At 67.6% G+C, this 21,021-nt stretch carries 16 protein-coding genes; 10 read left to right on the top strand and 6 right to left on the bottom strand.

Translation table 11 applies throughout. The features are described 5' to 3' along the window. Positions 1-82: 82 nt before the first annotated feature. Positions 83-1,360, top strand: coding sequence for a lysine N(6)-hydroxylase/L-ornithine N(5)-oxygenase family protein (locus ACFWPK_RS20560; protein ID WP_378918148.1), 1,278 nt, complete (start codon positions 83-85; stop codon positions 1,358-1,360). Continuing rightward, the gene (locus tag ACFWPK_RS20555) at positions 1,357-2,682 is read left to right on the top strand and encodes a salicylate synthase (protein WP_378918051.1); all 1,326 of its coding nucleotides are present in this window, start codon (positions 1,357-1,359) and stop codon (positions 2,680-2,682) included. The genes ACFWPK_RS20560 and ACFWPK_RS20555 overlap by 4 nt, the downstream gene beginning before the upstream one ends. Before the next feature lie 37 nt (positions 2,683-2,719). Here ACFWPK_RS20555 and ACFWPK_RS20550 read toward each other — a convergent pair whose 3' ends face one another. Beyond that, positions 2,720-4,021 (bottom strand): hypothetical protein, encoded by a 1,302-nt coding sequence (locus ACFWPK_RS20550; RefSeq protein WP_378918049.1) that lies wholly within the window; start codon positions 4,019-4,021, stop codon positions 2,720-2,722. A 129-nt stretch (positions 4,022-4,150) separates the two neighbouring features. Next, positions 4,151-4,585 carry a MarR family winged helix-turn-helix transcriptional regulator gene (locus ACFWPK_RS20545; RefSeq protein ID WP_378918146.1) on the bottom strand — a complete coding sequence of 145 codons (435 nt, stop codon included), beginning with the start codon at positions 4,583-4,585 and terminating at the stop codon, positions 4,151-4,153. Between the two features lie 174 nt (positions 4,586-4,759). Here ACFWPK_RS20545 and ACFWPK_RS20540 point away from each other — a divergent pair, with 174 nt between their 5' ends. Further along, entirely contained in the window at positions 4,760-6,865 is a 2,106-nt protein-coding gene (locus ACFWPK_RS20540; RefSeq protein WP_378918143.1) for an MMPL family transporter, read from the top strand. 12 nt (positions 6,866-6,877) lie between these two features. Here ACFWPK_RS20540 and ACFWPK_RS20535 read toward each other — a convergent pair whose 3' ends face one another. Together ACFWPK_RS20535 and ACFWPK_RS20530 are read right to left on the bottom strand one after the other, a co-directional pair. Next, positions 6,878-7,861, bottom strand: a complete 984-nt coding sequence (locus tag ACFWPK_RS20535; protein WP_378918047.1) for a TauD/TfdA family dioxygenase — start codon at positions 7,859-7,861, stop codon at positions 6,878-6,880. A gap of 31 nt (positions 7,862-7,892) precedes the next feature. Beyond that, positions 7,893-9,005 (bottom strand): hypothetical protein, encoded by a 1,113-nt coding sequence (locus ACFWPK_RS20530; RefSeq protein WP_378918045.1) that lies wholly within the window; start codon positions 9,003-9,005, stop codon positions 7,893-7,895. Positions 9,006-9,159: 154 nt separating this feature from the next. On the opposite strand from ACFWPK_RS20530, the gene ACFWPK_RS20525 reads away from it, so the two are divergent. Both ACFWPK_RS20525 and ACFWPK_RS20520 read left to right on the top strand, forming a co-directional pair. Continuing rightward, positions 9,160-10,350, top strand: a complete 1,191-nt coding sequence (locus ACFWPK_RS20525) for an acyl-CoA dehydrogenase family protein (protein WP_378918043.1) — start codon at positions 9,160-9,162, stop codon at positions 10,348-10,350. Positions 10,351-10,886: 536 nt separating this feature from the next. Next, on the top strand, positions 10,887-12,383 hold the full coding sequence (locus ACFWPK_RS20520; RefSeq protein ID WP_378918041.1) for a flavin-containing monooxygenase: 1,497 nt from the start codon (positions 10,887-10,889) through the stop codon (positions 12,381-12,383). A gap of 21 nt (positions 12,384-12,404) precedes the next feature. On the opposite strand, the gene ACFWPK_RS20515 is transcribed toward ACFWPK_RS20520, so the two are convergent. After that, positions 12,405-13,271, bottom strand: coding sequence for an SDR family oxidoreductase (locus ACFWPK_RS20515; RefSeq protein WP_378918039.1), 867 nt, complete (start codon positions 13,269-13,271; stop codon positions 12,405-12,407). A 62-nt stretch (positions 13,272-13,333) separates the two neighbouring features. On the opposite strand from ACFWPK_RS20515, the gene ACFWPK_RS20510 reads away from it, so the two are divergent. Continuing rightward, complete coding sequence (locus tag ACFWPK_RS20510; protein ID WP_378918037.1) at positions 13,334-14,056, top strand: PaaX domain-containing protein, C- domain protein; 723 nt, start codon at positions 13,334-13,336, stop codon at positions 14,054-14,056. A gap of 48 nt (positions 14,057-14,104) precedes the next feature. Here ACFWPK_RS20510 and ACFWPK_RS20505 read toward each other — a convergent pair whose 3' ends face one another. Continuing rightward, entirely contained in the window at positions 14,105-15,385 is a 1,281-nt protein-coding gene (locus ACFWPK_RS20505) for a PucR family transcriptional regulator (protein WP_378918035.1), read from the bottom strand. Positions 15,386-15,546: 161 nt separating this feature from the next. Between ACFWPK_RS20505 and ACFWPK_RS20500 the strand changes: the two genes are divergently transcribed. The 4 genes from ACFWPK_RS20500 (at position 15,547) to ACFWPK_RS20485 (ending at position 20,836) form a co-directional block, all read left to right on the top strand. Continuing rightward, positions 15,547-16,989: a class I adenylate-forming enzyme family protein gene (locus ACFWPK_RS20500; protein ID WP_378918033.1), complete on the top strand. Its 1,443-nt coding sequence runs from the start codon at positions 15,547-15,549 to the stop codon at positions 16,987-16,989. 91 nt (positions 16,990-17,080) lie between these two features. Continuing rightward, positions 17,081-18,889 carry a DUF3556 domain-containing protein gene (locus ACFWPK_RS20495; RefSeq protein ID WP_378918031.1) on the top strand — a complete coding sequence of 603 codons (1,809 nt, stop codon included), beginning with the start codon at positions 17,081-17,083 and terminating at the stop codon, positions 18,887-18,889. Positions 18,890-18,930: 41 nt separating this feature from the next. Continuing rightward, positions 18,931-20,343, top strand: a complete 1,413-nt coding sequence (locus ACFWPK_RS20490; RefSeq protein WP_378918028.1) for a phytoene desaturase family protein — start codon at positions 18,931-18,933, stop codon at positions 20,341-20,343. A 175-nt stretch (positions 20,344-20,518) separates the two neighbouring features. Next, positions 20,519-20,836 carry a GYD domain-containing protein gene (locus ACFWPK_RS20485; RefSeq protein ID WP_378918026.1) on the top strand — a complete coding sequence of 106 codons (318 nt, stop codon included), beginning with the start codon at positions 20,519-20,521 and terminating at the stop codon, positions 20,834-20,836. The last annotated feature ends 185 nt before the right edge of the window (positions 20,837-21,021 follow it).

The following is a 21,021-nucleotide window of genomic DNA, read 5'->3' as shown; positions in this document are numbered from 1 at the left end:
AACTTAGGCTAGGCTAGCTTTGCGCTTTCATCGAGTGGATGGGACAAAAATGCCGGTATGTCACGATGCTCCGGTCCATGACCTGATCGGGGTCGGCTTCGGCCCCTCGAACCTCGCATTGGCCATCGCCGTCAGCGAACTCGATGCCGAGACCGACGCTGCGGTGTCGGCCCATTTCCTGGAGCGCCAGCCGCGTTTCGGGTGGCATCGCGGGATGTTGATCGAGGACGCCACCATGCAGGTGTCGTTTCTGAAGGACCTGGTCACCATGCGAAACCCGGTCAGCGAGTACAGCTTTCTCGCGTACCTGCACGAGCGGGGGCGGTTGGTCGACTTCATCAACCACAAGCGGCTGTTCCCGCTTCGGGTCGAGTTCCACGACTATCTGGAGTGGGCTGCCGCGGGCGTCGAGCACCTGGTGTCCTACGGGAGCGAGGTCGTTTCGGTGACGCCGGTGGCTGACCTGTTCGAAGTGCGCCTCGCCGACGGCCGGGTCTTCCACGGCCGCAATGTCGTGCTCGCGACCGGTCTGCGGCCACGCCTGCCCGAGGGAATCACGCCCACCGACCGCGTCTGGCACAACCACGAGCTGCTGCACCGCGTCGGTGAGCTGACCGACCCCGCGATGTGCGTGGTCGTCGGATCGGGGCAGAGCGCCGCCGAGGTAACCGCCTTCCTGCACGACCGATTCCCCGCTGCCACAGTCTGTTCGGTCTTCGCGCGCTACGGCTACAGCCCGTCGGACGACAGTCCGTTCGCCAACCGGATTTTCGACCCGGACGGGGTCGACGCCTTCTACTCCGCGCCGGAAGAGGTCAAGCAGCAGCTGATGGCCTACCACGGCAACACCAACTATTCGGTCGTGGATCTCGACCTCATCGACGATCTCTACCGCCGCTGCTACCGGGAGAAGGTGGGCGGTGAGCAGCGGCTACGGATCTTCAACGCGTCGCGGGTCACGGAGGTGGTCGAAACCGGCGACGGAGTCCGGGTCGTCGTCGAGTCCTCGACCAGCGGCGAGAAGACCGTGCTGGACGCCGATGTGGTCGTCTACTCCACCGGCTACCTGCCCGCCGACCCGTCGCCGCTACTGGGGGAGCTGGCCCAGCACTGCCGGACCGACGAACAGGGCCGCTGGCAGATCGAACGGGACTACCGGCTGGCCATGCCCGATTCGATCGGCGGGCTGTACCTGCAAGGCGGGACCGAGCACTCGCACGGCATCACCTCGTCGTTGTTGTCGGCCACCGCCGTCCGCGCGGGCGAGATCCTGCGTTCGATCCTGGACCGGCGCGACCCGGGCGCGGAGCTGTCGGCCGACCGCGCCGCGGACGCGGCACTGAACGAGGCGAACCGATGATCGAGTACGACTTCGAGTCCTTCGCCCTTGCCCACGACCCGATCGCCTCGGCCGTCGGCCTGGCACGCGAGGCCGTCGACGACTATGTGCTCTACGAGGGTGCCGGTGAATGGTGTTTCGCCGCAGGCAGACTCGCGACCGTCACCATGGACGCACAGCGGATCTACTGCCGTTGCGGCGACACGGAGTACGTCCGGGAGTGGTCCGGGTCGCCGGGCAGCGCATTACACGCGGCGCTGGCGCAGTTGCCGATCGACGATTGGCACGCGTACGGCCGGGTGAACTTCGGATTCGCGGAACTGCTCGCGCATGTGCGTCGCCGTGGTGCCGCGCCGCCGAGCGGACCGTTGGTTCGACTCATCGTCCCCCGCACCGAGGTACGGCTCAACGGTCGGCGCGTGTCGATCCGCAGTGTGGAGGTGAGTGACCGAGACCGCATCCGTGCCCAGCTCACCGCTCCCGCGCAGTCGGCTGATCACGCCGCGGTCGGAATCGACATCCGGACAGGGGAATCCGCCTATCGAGGCCGGGTTACGCAGGCCGTCAAGGAGATTCGGCAGGGTCAGTATCAGAAGGTGATCCTGTCCCGCTCGGTGCGGCTACCCTTCCCGGTCGATCTCCCGGCGACCTACGAGCTCGGTCGGCGGGCGAATACGCCTGCTCGCTCGTTCCTGCTCCGGCTCGATGGTGCCGCGGCAGCCGGTTTCAGTCCCGAGGTGATCGTCACCGTCGACGAGGACCGCCGGGTCGCGACGCAGCCGCTGGCCGGCACGCGCGCGTTCGGTCGCGGCGCGCGAGCTGATGCCGCTGCCCGCACCGAGCTGCGCACCGATCCGAAGGAGATCTACGAACACGCGGTGTCGGTGCTGGCCGCGGTGGGGGAGATGCGCACGATCTGCGCACCGGAGTCGGTCAGCGTCGAGGAGTTCATGGGCATCCGGGAACGCGGGAGCGTCCAGCATCTGGCATCGCTCGTCCAGGGCGTGCTCGCCGACGACCGAACCGCCTGGGACGCACTGGAAGCGGTGTTCCCGGCGGTCACCGCCTCCGGCATTCCCAAGCGCGAATCGCTCGACGCGATCTCACGGATGGACGAACCCCGCGGCCTGTATTCCGGTGCGGTCCTGCGGATATCGCACAGCGGCGCCCTCGACGCCGCCCTCGTCCTGCGGGCCGTCTATCAGGAGGGTGACGGCGCGTGGCTGCGGGCGGGCGCGGGTATCGTCGCCGACTCCGTACCCGAACGTGAATTCGAGGAGACCTGCGAGAAGCTCGGTTCGATCGCGCCCTATGTGATTCCCATGAATCCGCGTTCCGGCTGACAGTGTGGGGTTCGGCTGGGCGGGCAGGTGGGGCGATTCAGCGGCCGTGCAACCAACGTTGCTTCAGGTTCCAGTGGTTGTCCCACCATGCGCGTTCCGCTGCGGGGTCGGCACCGGCCGGTGGGGGTGGGGCTTCTCCTGGGAACAGCCCGTTCTGGTCGGGGGCGCCGACCTTTGTCGGTGTCGGCGTGCCAGTCGGGGTGGCCTCTTGCTGTGAGCTCGCCGGTGTGGATGGAGCTCTCGGGTTCGCCGCAGTGGTGGGAGCCCACTCGGGTTCCTCCGGCACCCACTCGGGTTCCACTGGATCCCACTGCGGAGCGGGGGTCGGGGCGGTCGCCGGTGGCGCCCCGGTAGCGGGGCCGACGCCTGCCGCCTGGCCAGGGTCTGGTGCCGGGGTCGGGGCGGCCGTCGATGGTGAGGCAGAGCCCGCGGGCGAGATCGGACCTTGTGCATCGGTCGTGGGCTCGATGCCCGTCGCTGAATTCGGCGGCGGCGACGCACTGGTCGTGTCGGGAGAACCCACAGCTGATGAGCTGTCGTCCAGCACTTGTGTCACCGCGAATCCGGACGCGACGAGCAGCGCCGCGGCGACTGCCGCGGCCAGCGGTGCCCGCCTGGGGCTCCGGGGCTCTTTCGGTGCTGCGGCGGACCGGTTGTGCACCTGGTCGGCAGCGATCAGCGCCGCTCCCCGCGCGGCCGCGTCGGCGAAGTCCGGCAGGAGGACAACAGGCGCGGCGAGTTCGTCCTGCAAGATCGCCGCGATATCGGGTTCGGCCGCCCCCGAGCCACCGAGGGCGATCACGCTGGGATGTGTCGGAATCGAAGCCAGCATCGACCGCACTCGACCGATCGTCTCGCTCATCGGGTCCGCGTCGACCACTTCGGTGGGACCATCGGCGGCGGTGTCGCCGCCGAACTGGGTGGTCCAGGAGTCCGACGCCAGGATCTGCCCACGATCTGCCCCGACCAGCACGGCGGTCGCGATGCGATCGGTAAGGTTCAGCACCACCACGGTCCTGAACTCGTCCAGCTCCGGCGTGCCGCCGACCAGCGCGAACAGCGCCGATCGGATCGAGACCAGCGACGATGTCTGCCAGCTGCCGGACGCCAGCTGCGAGACGATCTTCTTCCGTTCCTGTGGCGTGTGGTACGCGACGGCGACGTCCGCGATGCGCGGTTCCGTCTCGGTGAGGGCGTCCAGTGCGCTGACGATCGACCCACCGTGATCGACGCGCTGCTCGACGGACTGCAGGACCTCCGGTCGTGCACTCGGCGTGCTCGACAGCAGTACCCCGCGGATGACAGCGAACTCCGCTGATATTCCCACTGTGGTTGTCATAGATCACCTAATCCGATCGACCTGAGAGCTCCTCGTTATTCGTAGCGAGCAGGCTCGGCGATCGGTCGAGACGTCGGTTGTGATCGGGCTCATGTTGCCCAGCGTCCCGACGAGGCCATCTACCAGGTCTTATTCGGCGGCGTGCCCCGAGTCCGGTAGTTCGGTATAGAACTCGCGGAGCGCGGCCGTGACCGCGACGAGCACGCGGTGGGCGGCCGTCAGGTCGGCATCGGGCAGCGCGGCCATCGCGGCGCGGGTACGAGCGCTGAGGGGCCCGAAGAATCCGGCCGCGACCGACATACCCTGGTCGGTATAGCTCAGGTGGACCCGGCGCCGGTCGGCCGGGTCGGACACGCGTTCGAGGTGTCCGGATTCGATCATCCGCTCGACGAGGTAGGTGACGGCGGGTGCGGAGACGCCCATCAGCTTGCTCAGCTGGCCCGCGCTCACCGGCGAGCCCTCGGCGTCGGCTGTCGCGACATGCATCAGGGCCCGGAAATCGTTGGGGCGCAGGTCGTTCGATTGCGCGAAGACGTGACCGATCTGTTCGGAGATCGCGGTCATCGCACGCAGATCCCGAGCTATCTCGGTTTCCAACTCCGACCGGCTGACGGCTGGTTCCGGGTCGGTGGTGTCGTCACCCACGCGCGATCTCCTCTCTCTGCCAGACAGCGAGCTTAGCTGCCGAAACTGTCGGCATTGCCGAATACTTAAGTTTCTGAAATAGTTTTCCGCGTGATGCGAGTGAACTCCGGAAACGGATGGGACAGCTTCGCCGGGCTGGTCACCGGTCGGCGATCGTGGGCGGTGCTGCTGGTTGTCGTCGCGGCAGCCATGGCGGTGATGGCACTGGCGGGCAGCAACGACAGCGCGGGCCAGGCGCCGGTGTCATTGCCGCGGTCGGCGGAATCCGCCTCGGCGGCCGAGGCCGCCGCACGGTTTCCCGATGCCGGAACGGCCGCCGCGATCATGGTGGTCACGCGCACCGACGACGGCACACTGGCACCCGGCGATCTCGCGGCGATGGACGCGGCGCTCGCCCGCGCCGGCGTGCCGTCAACCGAGAGCGCCCGGGTGATCCTGGCTCCCGACGGGCGCGCCGCGCTCGCCCAGATTCCGGTGTCCGCGCAGCTCAACGGCTTCGCGCTCACCGACCGGATCGGCGAACTGCGCGCCGCCGTCGCCACCGACCTACCCGATACCCTGCGCGTGCAGATCACCGGCGGACCGGCCTTCGGCGCCGACATCGCCGACTCCTTCTCCGGTGCGAACGCGCTGTTGCTGATCGTCACCGCGATCGTGGTGATGGCCTTGCTCATCGTCACCTATCGATCGCCGGTGCTGTGGTTGGTGCCGTTGACGGTGGTCGGTCTCGCCGACCGCGTCGCCACCAGCGTCGGCACACTGCTGGCCGAGCTCACCGGCCTCACTTTCGACGGTTCGACTTCGGGCATCACCAGCGTTCTGGTCTTCGGAGCGGGAACGAATTACGCACTGCTGCTGGTGTCGCGCTACCGCGACGAACTGCATCGCCACACCGACCACCGAGCGGCGTTGCGCGCCGCGGTGCGTCACGCCGCGCCCGCCATCGTCGCCAGCAATGTCACCGTGGTCCTTGCCCTGCTGACCCTGTTGCTCGCACTGCTGCCCAACACCCGCAGCCTCGGCGCGTTCGCAGCGGCCGGCCTCCTGGTGGCGCTGATCTTCGTGCTCGCCGCGTTGCCGCCCATGCTGGCACTGTGCGGGCGGCGGGTCTTCTGGCCGTTCGTGCCGCGCGCGGACGGTCGCGACGCGGCCGAGCAGGGCGTCTGGGCGGTCGTCGCGAAGCGGGTGGTGCGGCGACCGGCCGTGGTCGCCGGGGCGGCTTCGGCGGTGCTGATCGTGTTCGCGACCGGGCTCGCGGCCACCGACATCGGGCTTTCGCAAACCGAGCAGTTCCGGGTCGAGGCCGAGTCGGTCGATGGGCTGGAGACGATGGCCGAACACTTCCCGTCCGGCTCGTCGGATCCGGCCGTGGTGATCGCGCGGAGCACGACCACCGCACAGATACAGTCGGCACTCGATGGCGTACAGGGCATTTCGCGCGCCACGGCAGGCGCTGTATCCGCTGACGGTTCGACACGGTGGTCGGTTGTGCTGGACGCCGCGCCGGGCTCGGCGGAAGCGTTCACCACCATCGCCGCGATCAGGACCGCGGTCGGCGCGGTCCCCGGCGCCGAGGCCCTCGTCGGCGGTTCCGACGCCGAAGCACTCGACATCCGAGACGCTGCCCGCCGAGACCAGGCGCTGGTCATTCCGCTGATCCTCGCCGTCGTGCTGCTGGTGTTGCTGGCACTGCTGCGCGCGGTGCCTGCCGCCGTGCTGCTCGTCGGCGTCACGGTTCTCAGCGCGCTCGCCGCGCTCGGTGCGGGCAGCTGGATCAGTGGCTCGGTCTTCGGCTTCCCCGCGCTGGACACGAACGTGCCGCTGTTCGGCTTCCTGTTCCTGGTCGCGCTGGGTGTGGATTACACGATCTTCCTGGTGACCCGGGCGCGCGAGGAGGCGGGCGCGCACGGCACCACCCAGGGGATGGTGCGCGCCGTCGCCTCGACCGGCGCTGTCATCACCAGCGCCGGCGTCGTCCTCGCCGCGGTGTTCTGCGTTCTCGGTGTGCTGCCGTTGATCACCCTGACCCAGCTGGGCATCGTGGTCGGGATCGGCATCCTGCTCGATACGTTCGTGGTGCGGACGTTGGTCGTCCCCGCACTGTTCGCGCTACTCGGCGACAAGGTGTGGTGGCCTGCATCGCCCACGAAAGCCTCAGCGGCGCAGCCTGTTACGACCGAGACGGCGGCTGTGGATTGATCGTGGAGAAGGTCATCGGGTGAGGACGTATCCGTCGTCCGGTCGGTGGTCGCGGGAGCGGCGCAGGTCGGAGACGGCGAACGTGCGCTGTACCCAGCGGTCCGCGCCGTCGTAGCGAGGCCGGAAGGCGGTGCGGCCGTGGACAGTGACCCGATTGTCGATGATGGCCAGGTCGCCAGGGGTGAGCACCGTGGTGCGGGCGACCGAGTCGCAGGCTCGGCCGAATTCGGTCAGCGCTGCCTCGGCGCGCGGGGTCAGCGCGGTAGTAGCGATCGTGGCCATCCGGATATCGGGGTCGTCGACCGCACCCGACAGCAGCGGCTGCGGTGAGCGCACGGCGTTGTCGGAAGGGAACGACGGTGGTGGTGCCGTAACGAATTCCGGTGCGAACAGCGCTTCCCGGGCCGCGGTGCTGAGCAAGGGCAGTGCTCGGCGCAGACACGCGGTCCGCAGACCGGCGATCCGATCGTGGTCGCCGCGCAAGCACAGCAGCAGCACATAGTCGGGTTCGTGCAGGTGGAAGGCATTCTCGTTGTGGAAGGTCAGCAACACCGAACCGGCGTTCCCCGAGAAGGTTTCCTTGCCACGCACCGGTACCACGTCCTGCACGAGGGCGCCGGACTTCTCGGCCAGATACGCGATCGGGTCGCCGAGCCCGCAGGCGATCATGGTGAGTACGGCAGCGGAGACCACCGCGGCACGCTGCACCGAGTCCGCCGTCGATGGTGTGTCGGGCAACCTCGTTTCGTCCACCGGCAGGCCGCGGATCACCAGCGATCCCAGTGGTCCCGAGTGCCGGCGGAACTGCCGAACGCCGCGACGCAGCGTCAGCGGTAACGCATCCGAGGAGTGCCGGGCGCGCGCGACCCACGCCGGGTCGTCCACCCGGTCCTGCTCTCCGGAACACAGCGCACGAGCGAGTTGATCGATCTCGGAGGTATCAGCTGGAGTCAACTCCAGGTCTGCGATATCGACGGTGTCAGTGATTTCGTGCATCGACGCTCTCCCGGTTCAGCACATCTGCTTCTCATCCGTGCCGCAGGGCGGACACGGCGTTGGCGATGTAGTGATCGCCGAACCGGATCAGCGGTGCGTACTGCGCGGCCCGCCGATGGCGCATCAGCCGGAGCTCACCGACGGCATTGTCCGGGCCGGTGGGCAACTGCGCGATGGAACGGCGCAGTCGCACCATGGAGTAGGCGAGCGTGACATGACGTTCGCTGTCGACGAGGTCGGCCTCGAGGAGTGCGTCGCGGGCAGCGGCGAGCTCTGGATCGCGGGCCGAGAGCGCATCGTAGGAGTCCGGGACCACGGCGAGCAGGTCCTTCATCGCGCTGCGGAAGATCTTGTAGCCGCGATGCTGCCGCCCGCTCAAGGGGATCGACACCTCCGGTGGCTGCATGCTGGGGCGAACGGCGGCCATGTAGTAGTCCACCGGGATCGTGCTGGCGTGGGTCATCGCCGCCGGGAAGCCACGCACGTAGGTGGTCGCATGGTCGAGCCGGTCCAGCGCGGCCTCGGTCGCGCCGTGGCGGAGATGGTGCGCGGCATCGGTCACCGCGATGGCCGCGCAGATGTTGAACAGGACGTGCACCTGATGCCCGACCAGCCACCGGGCCGTCCACTCGCTCTCCAGCGAAACACCTTCCACCGCAGCGGGAACGGGGAGGGCATCGGTCGGCCCGTCGGCCTCCGCGGCACCGGTGAGGTCGAGCACGGCCTGCCGCATGCCCGCGACCTCCACCGCCAGATCCGCACCGGACAGCGGGGCCCTGCACAGGTCCGCCACACCGCGATGGATGACCAGGGCACCGTGCAGTGCCGCCTGCTGGTCGGACAGCTCCACCTCACGGACCCGGAAGAACGACTGACTCACCGATTCCGCGGGCAGATCCTCACCGACGACCGGTGGCGCCTCGGCGGCCAGAGCGTCGACCAGCTCGCCCACAGCGGCCACCCCTCGCTGCAACGCGGGCGTGCGCTCGACCGGACCGGCGTGGGTCGGCACCTCCGCCAGCGCGCCCGCGGTCCGCGTCGCCGCGGCCCGGACCGCGGCGCTCAGGCTCGCGACGGTTCCCCCGTCCCGCGCCGTCCGGAACACTGCGACAGGCGGACGCTGGATGACAACCGAGGTGTCCATGCCCTGAGAATATCCGCGCTCGAACCTCCTCGGTTGGCATTCGCGGGAGTGAATTATGTTGACTACCTTGTAATTACGAGTCCGTACGGTTTCGCCGTGGTTGTCTGTTCTCGTATCCCGAGGCATAGCGCGGCGCGCTGCGTATCCTGGTCGAATGATCTCCGCGGCCATCGCGGCGGTGATCGAATCCCGGTGGAGCGGAGGGCAGTTCGTGATCAGCGCGCAAGTCGGTTCGTCGCGGGAGTCGGGTGAGCAGGAGATCCTGGATCGGGTGGCCGAACTGGCGGTGGGTTTCGCCGCCGACGCGGCCGACTACGACGAGCGGGCCGAGATTCCGGTCGCGGAGCTGACCGCGCTGCACGATGCGCAGGTCGATCGGGCGGTGCTGCCTCGACGGCTCGGTGGGCTGGGATTGAGCTACCAGTCGTTCGGGACAGTGGTCCGGATTCTGGCGAAGGCTGATCCGTCCACGGCGACGATCTGGGTGATGCACGCCGGCGCGGGCGTCGCATTGGCGGAGTTGACCGCCGATTCGGCGGGGACGTTCTTCGCCGAGGAGTTCCTCGCGGGTAAGCGGTTCGCCAACGCATTGTCCGAACCGGGCAGCGGGAACCGCTTCCTGCAGCCGCAGCAAGTGGCCGAACCCGTGGCGGGCGGCTGGTCGCTCACCGGCGCGAAACGGTTCGTCTCCGGTAGCGAGATCGCGGACTACCTACTGGTGAACGCGCTGGTCTCGGGGGCGCCGACGTTCTTCGGGGTGAAACCGGACGAGTCCGTTTCGATCATCCCGATCTGGGACACCCTCGGTTTGCGAGCGACCCGCAGTCAACTGCTGGCCTTCGACAACACCGTGTTGCGCGCCGAATACCGAGGTCGCGCACCGGGACCGGGTGATTTCGCGGTGATCCCGGCCGGGTTGCCCGCCATCTCTCTCGGCATCGCCGACGCGGCGCTTGCCGCATTGGTCGCACACGCGCGGTCGCGGATGATCCTTGGCAATCCGCTGGCCGACCAACAGTGGGTGCAACACGAGGTCGCCGACGTGCAGATCCGGCTCGCCGCCGCACACGCCCTCTACGACCAGGGTCTGCGCGAAGCCGACAATGCGAACCCGGCCTTCTTCTCCACCCTGTCTCGGGCGAAGTATCTGGCGAACAAGGTCGCTGTGGATGTCGCGCAGCTGGGTGTGCGCGTGGGTGGAGCATCGGGTTATCTGCGTGGGTCACCGATTCAGCGGCACCTGCGCGACGCCGAGGCTGGGCAACTCATGGCGTACTCGACCGAGGTACTGGCCGGCGAAATCGGCCGAGAGGTACTCGGCGCCGATGCGCCGCCGAGTCCTTGATCGTGCGACCCAGGGTCACCACCCTGCCCATTCGATTAGCGCACACAATAAGTCGTGCTAATCGCCTACGTGGATCGCGCACTTTCCGCTACAGACTTCAACCAAGTGCAATAGCCGCTGGATAACCTGATTCGTTCGTTCCCGGTGGCGTGTCGAATCAGGAAGAACTACCGCGCCACGCCCGCGATCGCGGCGAGCGTCGATTCGTCGCGCCCCAGTTCTCATATCGCGCCCGAAATATGACGACACCCCGACTCGACCGACGGACACCTGTCGAACGAACCGATTGCTGAATGATTGCGCACATTCTCTTCGGATACCGGATCGGGTGTCTCCCCGCGAGCACGGGGAGACACCCGAAAAACAACTCTGCGCAGCGGTTGCCACCGCCCACAGAGCACATGCAGACAATTGGAGAACTCTGCGATGACCACAGTAGATGTACCTGTCGTTCTCGCGTGCCCCAATGAGGCACGCCTGCCGATTTCCGCAGCCGCCGTCGGTGCCACGCGATCGGGCAGCGCCCAGGTGCGGCTTTGACCGGGCCCACGATCAAGCATGACGTTGTAGTCGTCGGGGCCGGGTTCGGCGGCCTCACCATGGCCGCGGAACTGAAAAAGGCCGGCGCACGCGACTTCCTGATCCTCGAAGAAGGACCCGAGGTCGGCGGGGTGTGGCGGGAGAACACCTATCCGGGCTGTTCCTGCGACGTGCCCGCGCACCTGTACAGCTTCGCCTTCGACCCCTATCGAGATGTCCGGGTGCGTTATCCGGACCGGCAGGCGATCCTGACCTACATGCGGGAGGTCGCCGACCGCAACGGTTTGCGCGAGCATCTACGCTGCAACGCCTCCGTGGTGAGCGCCCATTACTCCGACACGGACCGCACCTGGACACTGTGTACCGGCACGGGGGACCTGATCCGCACCGACGCGGTCGTGTGGGCACTCGGGCAGTTGCATCGACCCGCGATTCCGCAGTTGCGCGGAACGGAGATCTTCGGCGGTCGTGCGTTCCACTCCGCGCGATGGGACCACACCGCCGACCTGAGCGGGCAGGTCGCGGTCGTCGGCACCGGTTCCTCAGCGGCACAGATGATTCCCGAGCTGGCCCGCGTCGCGGCCGGTGTCACCGTGTATCAGCGGTCCCCGTCCTGGGTCCTGCCGAAACCGGCCGCGTCGTTCGGCCCGATATCGCGGTGGGCACTGACGCATGTCCCCGGTCTGCACGAGCTGTACCGGGCTGGGATCTCCCATGCTGCCGACATGGTGCTCGCACCGATCATGCGCGGCGGGTGGTCAGCGAGACCGGCCGAACTCGTTGCGCGGGGCCATCTTCGGCGGCAGGTGCGCGATCGCGAGCTGCGCGCCGCACTCACCCCGGACTACCGGATCGGGGAGAAGCGCATCCTCCTCGACAGCGGTTTCTATCCGGCGCTGACCCAGCCACACGTCGAACTGGTCACCGATCGCATCGATCGGCTCAGCCCGGACGGAATCCGCACCGTCGACGGCACCGAGCGCCGCGCCGATGTCATCGTGTGGGCCACCGGGTTCCGTGCGCCTGCGTTTCTCGGTGGGGTGCAGATCCGTGGCCGCGGTGGTCTGGACCTGCATGACCAGTGGCGGCGCCGAGGACGACCGACCGCCTTCTACGGTCTCGCGGTACCGGGCTTTCCGAATCTCTACATGATCGCAGGCCCGCATTCGTTCACCCCCTCGAACAGCAACCCCTCGCTCAAACAGCATCAGGCCCGGTACATCATGCGGTGCCTGGCCCTCAGCACCGGCTTGGGTGCACCGCTGGAGGTGACCGAGCGGGCAATGGCGACCTACCTCGATCGTCTGGATCATGCTCTCGCCCAGACCATCTGGTGCGGTGGTGTAGCGACGGCGTGGTGGAAGCGTGCAGATGGCACGATCACCAATGCGTGGCCTGGAACCGTCAGCGAGTTCGAAAATGCGATCACCGCAAGCGATCCATCCACTTCGTTCGTCAGCGTGGACACGAACGCTGAAGCTCGGGGGGCGTGAGGGGTTTCAGGCGCTCGCCGTTCAGGCGGGATCGCGTTTCTGTGGCGGGTCGACGAAGATGTCGTATTCCAGATCGCCCGCACCACCGTAGGGCGAGAGATCGGTGATGCCTTCGGCGCGCAGCACGTCGACGTCGAGGAACGTGTTCCCGGTGACGTTCCGCGCGTCCTTGCGCAAGAGTGCCACCGCGGCATCGGCCATGATCTGCGGGGTGCGGGCTTTGGCGATCGCGTCGTCGCCGCCGAGCAGGTTCTGTACCGCCGCGGTGGCGATCAGGGTCTCGGGCCACAGGCAGTTGCCCGCGACGCCGTGCTCGGCGTATTCGGCGGCCCAGCCCAGGGTGAGCAGTGACATCCCGTATTTGGCGAGCATGTAGGCGGGGTAGGCGCCGAGCCATTCGGGTGCGAGATTCAGCGGCGGCGACAGGCTCAGGATGTGGGCATTGTCGCTGCGGCGCAGGTGCGGCAGGCACGCACTCGAGAGCAGGTAGGTGCCGCGCAGCTGGATCTGCTGCATCAGGTCGAATCGCTTGATCGGCAGCTCCTCGGTGGGGGCGAGGGCAATCGCCGAGGCGTTGTTCACGCAGTAGTCGATGCCGCCGAAACGCTCGACCGCGCGGGCCACCGCATCGGCTACCGATGTTTCGTCGCGCACGTCGCCGACCACGGCCAGCGCCTGCCCTCCGGCGGCTTCGATCTCGGCGGCGGCGGTGTGGATGGTGCCCGGCAGCCGGGGGTCGGGCGTATCGGTCTTGGCGAGCAGCACGATGTTGGCGCCTTCGCGGGCGGCGGCGACGGCGATCGCGAGCCCGATGCCGCGGCTGCCGCCCGACATGATCATGGTGCGCCCGGCCAGCGGGAACGAGGTGGTGGATGTGCTCGTTGTCATGCTGTGCGACGTTACAGTTGACCGACAGTCGTGGCAATAGTGAAATATGTAGACTCGGGTTCGTGAAATCCGCTGTTACCGGCTTCGACGCGCGGGTCCGCCCGGTGTCGGCTCGTTCGGCGGTGATCCGGATTCTGATAGCGGCTGATTCGCCCACGATGACCTCGAGCGAAATCTGTGCCGCTACCACCGCTGTCGGCTATCCGGAACCGGCTGTGCGTGTCGCGGTGTCGCGGATGGTGGCCGCGGGGGAGCTGGTCCGCGAACATCGCGCCTACACACTCGACCCCGCGTTGCGGGCGCGTCGGACCGAGCTCGCCGCGCCGCCTGTTCGTCTCTGGGACGGTGACTGGGATCAGGTCGTCATCACCGCAGTCGGCCGCCCGTCGGCCGAGCGCGCGGCCCTGCGCGCGAGGCTGCTCTCGCTTCGTCTGGCCGAACTCCGCGAGGGAGTCTGGCTGCGGCCGGCCAACCTCGTCCGCGCGCTGCCCGCGGACCTGGCCACCACCACGACCCGGTTTCGACTTCGAGCCGTCGAGAATCCCGCCGAACTCACCGCTGCGCTGTGGCCGCTGACCGATTGGTCGGCGCGTGCTCACGCCCTGCTCGACGCCATCGAAAACCCTGACCCGGCAGCACGATTCGCTGTGGTGAGCGCCGCGCTCGACCTGCTCACCACCGACCCCGCCCTTCCTGCGGCGTTGCAACCCGAAGGCTGGCCGGTCGACGATCTCCGGGCGGAAACGTCGGCCTATCTCGCCTGGCTTCGGCAACTCGACCGGTAATCCCACGCGTAGGTGCCCGCCCGGCTATCTCGCGACCAGGGCGGGACGTCAGGTTGCGTCGTCCGCTTTCGCCTCGGCCGAGGGACGACGGCCTCGACGAAGGTTGTGCGGAGCCTCGGGGATGCCCAGTTGGGCGCAGGTCAGCAGGGCCACTTCGATGTCGAGCCTGCGCTCACCGAGCGGATATCCGAGTAGCTCTTCGGCTTTGCGCACCCGGTAGTGGACGGTGTTCTTGTGGACGTGTAGCCGAGCGGCGGCGTCGGTGTAGCTGCCGCGGGCGTCGAGGAAGGCGCGAACGGTCTCGCGCAGCCGTACGGCCGTCTCGTCGGTGCCCATCAGCGCGCCGAGGACGCGCCCGGCCCATACCTGCATCTCGGGTACCCGGTCGGCGAACAGGGCGGTCAATGCCACGTCGGAATGGACGGTGAGTCCATGGTCTCGCCTGGTCAGTGCGACGGCCCTGGCCTGCTGTGCGTCGCGGAAGGTCTGGCGGAATCCTTCGAGGCCGGTGGCCGGATCGCCCAGGGTGATGGACAGATTCGGCTGGGCGCGCAGATCGAGGGCGAGCTGTTCGGTGTCGAGCACAGGTCGTGCCACCGAGGAGATCCACACCCACCGGTTGTGATCATCGACCTCGACGGTCATCGGCGTCTTGCCGGTCGCGGCCGCCAACAGGGCAGTGCCCGCGCGCAAGGACGCGCGAGGATCGCGGGTTCCGGGCGGCGTCCACAGCATCGCGAACTGGTGCCAGCCGCGCAGGGAAGCCGACAGCATCTGCTCGGCCGAGCCCACATCCAGATCGTCGGCGTCGACGACGGCGCGCACCTGCGCGGCGCGGGCGGCGTCGGTGCGCGCGTCCCAGCGCCGGCGCTCGTTCTCGTAGATGTCGATCAAGCCCTCGATCACCTGGTCGATATAGCTGTTGACCAGGTAGGCGATGCGCGCGGCGGTGGACAGCGCGACGTCGGTGGGCGGGTTCAGCTCGGCCAGCAGGGCCATCGTCCACTGGACGAACATGTTCTCGCCGAGCCGATAGGCACGCAGCAGTGCCTCGAGCGCCAGGCCGTGCTGGGCGAAGCGGCGGGCGTACTCGGCGGCGGCCGGTGGGACAGTGATGTCGTCGAGGCCGATGGCCAGGGTGAGCATGTCCAGGATCGCGGCGAGGTTGGACTCGGTGCTGGCCACCATCAGCCTGCGCACTTCGTCGTCGTGCCGGAATTCGGGGATGACCTCGGTGAACATCGTGGTCATCGTCGGTGACAGGTGGTCCATGTCGGCCTTGATCCGGCCCGCCACCGCCCGCACGAGTGGATCGTTGTCGTGGGCCATGGCCGCAGACAGTACCCCCGGCATTCGAGTGCGTGGCGCGGTTTGTGCTCGTGGCACAACACGGCGGCGCAGCGCTGGGTCGCGGGCCCGTAGTCGGCGCCGAATCCGCGTCCTACCGTGAGTGATGTAACCCAGATCACATTCACTATCGGTGAGGAATCATGCGACACATCGCGGAATTGCCCGAGGCCAGAGCGGCTGTCGACCCGCACGGGAACTGCATCGCCGACGACACCGACACACTGTCGAACGTGCAGTTCCGCGCTCGGGTCGACACCGCCGCCTCGGTCCTGCATCACGCGGGAGTGCGGCCCGACGACGTCGTCGCGGTCGTGCTGCCCAACCGGGTGGACCTCGTGGTTGCCCTGTTCGCGGCCTGGCGGCTCGGCGCCGCGGTCACTCCCGTGAATCCCGGGCTCACCGACGACGACATCCGGTACCAGATCCAAGACTCGGGCGCCGAAGTAGTAATCGGCGAATCCGGCAGGGCCGCAGTCACTCTCGACGTCGCAGCGCTCTCGGAGCAGGCGGGCCCCGTCGCCGCGGCCATATCGGCCGACAGCCTGGCCCTGATCATCTACACCAGCGGCACCACGGGCAGGCCCAAGGGCGTGCTACTCGGCCACGAGAACCTCGCCGCCATGTGCGCGATGATCATCGACGCGATCGGTCTGAACGAGACCGACCACAGTCTGCTGATCCTGCCGCTGTTCCACGTCAACGGCATCGTGGTCAGCGTGCTGTCGCCACTGCTGGCGGGCGGGCGCGCCACCATCGCCGGGAAGTTCTCCGCCTCCGGGTTCTTCGACACGGTCGAGTGGGTCCGGCCCACCTATTTCTCCGCGGTGCCTGCCATCTACGCGATGCTGGTGGCTCAGCCCGAAGGTCCATGCCCCGACAGTTCCTCGTTGCGCTTGGCGATCTGCGGTGCCGCGCCCATGCCCGCCGAGCTCATCGCCCGGTTCGAGCAGCGCTTCGGCGTGCCGATCGTCGAGGGTTACGGTCTGTCCGAGGGAACCTGCGCGTCGACCCTCAATCCGGCACCGGGCCAACGGAAGCCGGGCACTGTCGGGCTGCCGCTGCCCGGCCAGACGGTGGCGATCATGGATGCCGACGGCTCGTTGCTGCCGCCCGGTGAACCCGGTGAGGTCGTCGTTCGCGGTGCGAATGTGATGCGCGGCTATCTCGGCAAGCCGACGGAAACGGCCGACACCGTGGTGGACGGCTGGCTGCACACCGGCGACGTCGGCTATTTCGACGACGACGGCTACCTGGTCCTGGTCGACCGGATCAAGGACATGATCATCCGCGCCGGCGAGAACCTGTACCCCAAGGAAATCGAGAACGCGCTCTACCGGCATCCGGCCGTCCACGAAGCCGCCGTGGTGGGTGTGCCCGATGTCGTACTGGGCGAGGTGCCGGTCGCCCATGTGGTGACCGCACCGCAGGCCACGGTCACCATCGAAGAGCTGACCGAGCACTGCCGCGCCGAGCTCGCCGCGTTCAAAGTCCCCGCCGCGATCGTGCTGACCGAGGAGATGCCGCGCAATCCGGTCGGCAAGATCGACAAGAAGCAGCTGCGGGTCATGGCCGCACGCGCCTGAGCAGTTCTGCACCACAACCCGATTCGAACGAAAGACCACCTTTCGGTCGCGGTCACTCGCGCCCGGATGCAGGAAAGAAAGGGATCGAGCCATGGGATTCAAGACGGGAGATTTCCCGCCGGTGGACACCGAGACATTCTTGGATTTGCCACTGCGCGAACGTATTCGAACATTGGCGCTGCACTGGGCGGAATACGGTTTCGGTACGCCGAAGATGATCCATACCGTGTATCTCGCGAAAGTGCTTGTGCTCTATATGATCGGCGGTGTCGCGATCGCGACGGCGACCTCCGGTACCGGTCCGTTCTGGGATGTGGCGCAGTGGTGGAACCAGCCGGTCGTCTACCAGAAGCTGGTCCTGTGGACTGTGCTGCTGGAAGCCGTCGGTGTGGCGGGCTCCTGGGGGCCGCTGGCGGGCAAGTTCAAGCCGATGACCGGCGGCATCCTGTATTTCGCCCGGTTGGGAAGCATCCGTTTGCGTCCGTGGCATCGGGTGCCGTTCACCAACGGTGACTCGCGCACCGCGGTCGATGTGGGCCTGTACCTCGGCTTTATCGCCTCGCTGGTGATCGCTCTGGTAGCACCGGGCCGAGCGACCGCTTCGCTGCTGGAAGCGCTGCCGGACAACACATCCGGGCTGGTCCGACCCGTGCTGTTGATCGCGCCGATCGTGCTCTACATCCTGTGTGGGCTGCGGGACAAGACGATCTTCCTCTCAGCTCGCGGCGAGCAGTACCTGCCTGCGCTGCTGTTCTTCGCGGTGCTGCCGTTCACCGACATGATCATCGCGGCCAAGCTGCTGATCGTGATCGTGTGGGTCGGCGCGGGCGTCTCCAAGTTCGGCAAGCACTTCACCAATGTGGTGCCTCCGATGGTGTCCAACAGTCCCGCCATGCCGTTCCGGTCGATCAAACGCGCCCACTACCGCGACTTCCCGCGCGATATCCGACCGTCACGGGTCGCCTCGTTCCTGGCCCACGCCGGTGGTACCGCAGTGGAGGTGGTCACCCCGATCGTGCTGCTGTTCTCGACGAACCACTGGCTGACCCTGGCCGGTGTCGCGATGATGGTGATCTTCCACCTGTTCATCACCTCCACCTTCCCGCTGGCCGTACCGCTGGAGTGGAACATCCTGTTCGCCTACCTCACCGTTTTCCTGTTCCTCGGCTTCCCTAATTCGGGCGGCTACGGCGTATTCGACATGTCGTCTCCGTGGCTCACGGTGGCGATAGCGGCCGGGCTCGCTTTCTTCCCCGTGCTGGGCAACCTGCGCCCCGATCTGGTGTCGTTCCTGCCGTCCATGCGCCAGTACGCAGGCAACTGGGCCTCGGCGCTGTGGGCATTCGCGCCGGGCGCGGAGGCGAAGCTGAACACCATCGCGCACCGCCCCGCCGACAACCAGGTCGACCAACTGCTGGCCATGGGATATCCGCCCGCGGTCGCCGAGATCACCATGCAGCAGACCATCGCCTGGCGTTCCATGCACAGCCAGGGCCGCGGTTTGTTCTCCCTGCTGTACAAGCACCTTCCCGACATCGATCGCTGGACCGTGCGCGAAGCCGAGTTCGCCTGCAACTCCCTGATCGGCTTCAACTTCGGCGACGGCCACCTGCACAACCTCGACCTGATCGACGCGGTCCAGGCACGGGTCGGGTTCGCTCCGGGAGAATGGATCGTGGTGTGGGTGGAGTCGCAACCGGTTCACAAGAGCACCCAGAAGTACATGGTGGTCGACGCGGCGCTGGGCGTCATCGAACGCGGGACATGGGAGGTCGCCGATGCGGTAGCGGCGATGCCGTGGCTGCCGGACGGGCCCATTCCCCTCACGGTGACCTGGCGGCGTGAAGACGTCACCGGCGCCGACACGCCGCACCAGGACGTGGTGGTTCGGGCCGAATAACTCGGCACCGCAGGAGATTCCGAACAAGGAAAGGAACGTCGATGACAACGGCGACAGTGGTCGGCAGTGGCCCCAACGGACTGGCCGCGGCTATCACCCTGGCTCTGGCGGGGGTGGAGGTGACGGTCCTCGAAGCGGCCGACACGATCGGTGGCGGCACCCGCTCGAGCGAGGCGATCCTGCCCGGTCTGCTGCACGACCACTGCTCGGCCATCCACCCGATGGCCGTGGGGTCGCCGTTCCTGCGGCGCATCGACCTGGAACGGTACGGGTTGCGCTGGGCGTGGCCGGAACTCGACTGCGTCCATCCCCTCGACGACGGCACCGCCGGAGTGCTGCACCGCTCGGTCGCCGAGACCGCCACGGGCCTCGGCGCCGACGAACGGCTCTGGCGCGCACTGTTCGAACGCCCGGTCGCGAACTACGACGAGATCGGCGCCGACATCATGCGCCCCCTGCTGCGGATTCCCCGGCACCCGGTCCACCTGGCGCGCTTCGGCATTCCGGCGACCGCGCCCGCCACGCTCCTGGCGCGAGCCTTCCGTACCGAAACGGGACGGGCACTGTTCGGCGGTATCGCCGCACACGCCTTCCACCCCCTCGGGCGCCCGCTGAGCGCCAGCATCGGGCTGGGCATCCTGACCGCGGGACACCGGCACGGCTGGGCGGTCGCGGTCGGCGGATCCCAGCAGATCGCCGACAGCATGGCCGCGGTACTGGCCGATCACGGCGGCAAGATCGAGACCGGCGTCCGAGTGCGCTCTCTCGCCGACCTACCACCCTCCGATATCACCATCTGGGACCTCGCACCGACAGCGGTCGCGGAGATCCTCGGCGATCAGCTCCCCACGCGGATTGTCCGTGCCTACCGCCGGTTCCGCTACGGCCCCGGCGCTTTCAAGGTCGACTTCGCCGTCGACGGCGGTATCCCGTGGACGACCGAGACCGCACGACGCGCGGGCACAGTGCACCTCGGCGGCTCCTTCGCCGAGGTCGCCGCGGGCGAACGCGACATCCACGCAGGCCGGATGCCGCAGCGCCCCTTCGTCCTGGTAGGCCAGCAATACCTCGCCGACCCGCAACGGTCCGCGGGCTCGGTACACCCGATATGGACCTACGCGCACGTCCCCAACGGCTACACCGGTGACGCCACCGCAGCGATCATCGCCCAGATCGAACGCTTCGCACCAGGCTTCCGGGACCGCGTAGTCGGCCTGACCACCCGTTCCACCACAGAATTCGCCGACTACAACCCCAATTACGTCGGCGGAAACATCATGACCGGCGCCAAGAACATCCCACAGCTGCTGTTCGGCCCCCGAAAAACATTGCAGCCCTACGACATGGGCCTACCCGGCCACTATCTGTGCTCGGCGGCGACTCCACCCGGCCCCGGCGCGCACGGCATGTGCGGCGCCAACGCGGCCGAACGAGCAATGCGGCGGCTGCGCTGACGAGATCCTCCGGAACTCGACGGCTGCGGCGATCTGTCCCTCGGATCTCGGATATCGCCACAGTTACGTTGCAGCATCATTGCGACGACGGTGTTCGCGCTGGATGGTTCGGGGGGTGGTCGGCCCGTAGGGTCGGTCTCGCCGAGATCGCCCGGAACAGAGGAGGCTGGTAGGTATGCCCAAATACATGTGGCGAGTCAGCTATCTCCAGGAGGGGGCGCAAGGCCTACTGGCGGAGGGCGGCAGCGCCCGCCGCGCGGCCATCACCGAAATGGTGGAGAGCGTGGGTGGTCGGGTAGAAGCGTGCTATTTCGCTTTCGGCGACGACGACCTGTTCGTCATCGGTGACGTCCCGGACGATGTCTCAGCCGCTGCGCTCGCGATTCGCACCGCGGCCGCCGGCGCGGCTGTGTCGCACACCGTGGGTCTGCTCACTCCTGAGCAGATCGACGAAGCGATAGCCAGAGACGTTACCTATCGGCCGCCTGCCTAGCTTCCACCGCTGATCGGCCAACGAAAATTCCTGTGGTACTTGCTATCAGAGGGGGCCGGCTCAGCGCGCTCATTCGAGTGAGGCTGGGCGCGGCTCCCAGGTACAGGAGGCCGCAGCGTCTACGCTGGAGCACGCCCGCGCGACGTGGCGGCGGAGTGTGGGTGCACGGGGAAGGACTCGCCTCG

It is taken from the genome of Nocardia sp. NPDC058519 (assembly GCF_042719755.1).
Lineage (GTDB): Bacteria > Actinomycetota > Actinomycetes > Mycobacteriales > Mycobacteriaceae > Nocardia.
This window is presented reverse-complemented; position numbering and strand designations above follow the sequence as displayed.

Coding starts and splice junctions, on each gene's coding strand:
- ACFWPK_RS20555 (WP_378918051.1), top strand. CDS start 1,357: ATGATCGAGTACGACTTCGAGTCCTTCGCCCTTGCCCACGACCCGATC.
- ACFWPK_RS20550 (WP_378918049.1), bottom strand. CDS start 4,021: ATGACAACCACAGTGGGAATATCAGCGGAGTTCGCTGTCATCCGCGGG.
- ACFWPK_RS20545 (WP_378918146.1), bottom strand. CDS start 4,585: ATGACCGCGATCTCCGAACAGATCGGTCACGTCTTCGCGCAATCGAAC.
- ACFWPK_RS20540 (WP_378918143.1), top strand. CDS start 4,760: ATGCGAGTGAACTCCGGAAACGGATGGGACAGCTTCGCCGGGCTGGTC.
- ACFWPK_RS20535 (WP_378918047.1), bottom strand. CDS start 7,861: ATGCACGAAATCACTGACACCGTCGATATCGCAGACCTGGAGTTGACT.
- ACFWPK_RS20530 (WP_378918045.1), bottom strand. CDS start 9,005: ATGGACACCTCGGTTGTCATCCAGCGTCCGCCTGTCGCAGTGTTCCGG.
- ACFWPK_RS20525 (WP_378918043.1), top strand. CDS start 9,160: ATGATCTCCGCGGCCATCGCGGCGGTGATCGAATCCCGGTGGAGCGGA.
- ACFWPK_RS20515 (WP_378918039.1), bottom strand. CDS start 13,271: ATGACAACGAGCACATCCACCACCTCGTTCCCGCTGGCCGGGCGCACC.
- ACFWPK_RS20505 (WP_378918035.1), bottom strand. CDS start 15,385: ATGGCCCACGACAACGATCCACTCGTGCGGGCGGTGGCGGGCCGGATC.
- ACFWPK_RS20500 (WP_378918033.1), top strand. CDS start 15,547: ATGCGACACATCGCGGAATTGCCCGAGGCCAGAGCGGCTGTCGACCCG.
- ACFWPK_RS20495 (WP_378918031.1), top strand. CDS start 17,081: ATGGGATTCAAGACGGGAGATTTCCCGCCGGTGGACACCGAGACATTC.
- ACFWPK_RS20490 (WP_378918028.1), top strand. CDS start 18,931: ATGACAACGGCGACAGTGGTCGGCAGTGGCCCCAACGGACTGGCCGCG.
- ACFWPK_RS20485 (WP_378918026.1), top strand. CDS start 20,519: ATGCCCAAATACATGTGGCGAGTCAGCTATCTCCAGGAGGGGGCGCAA.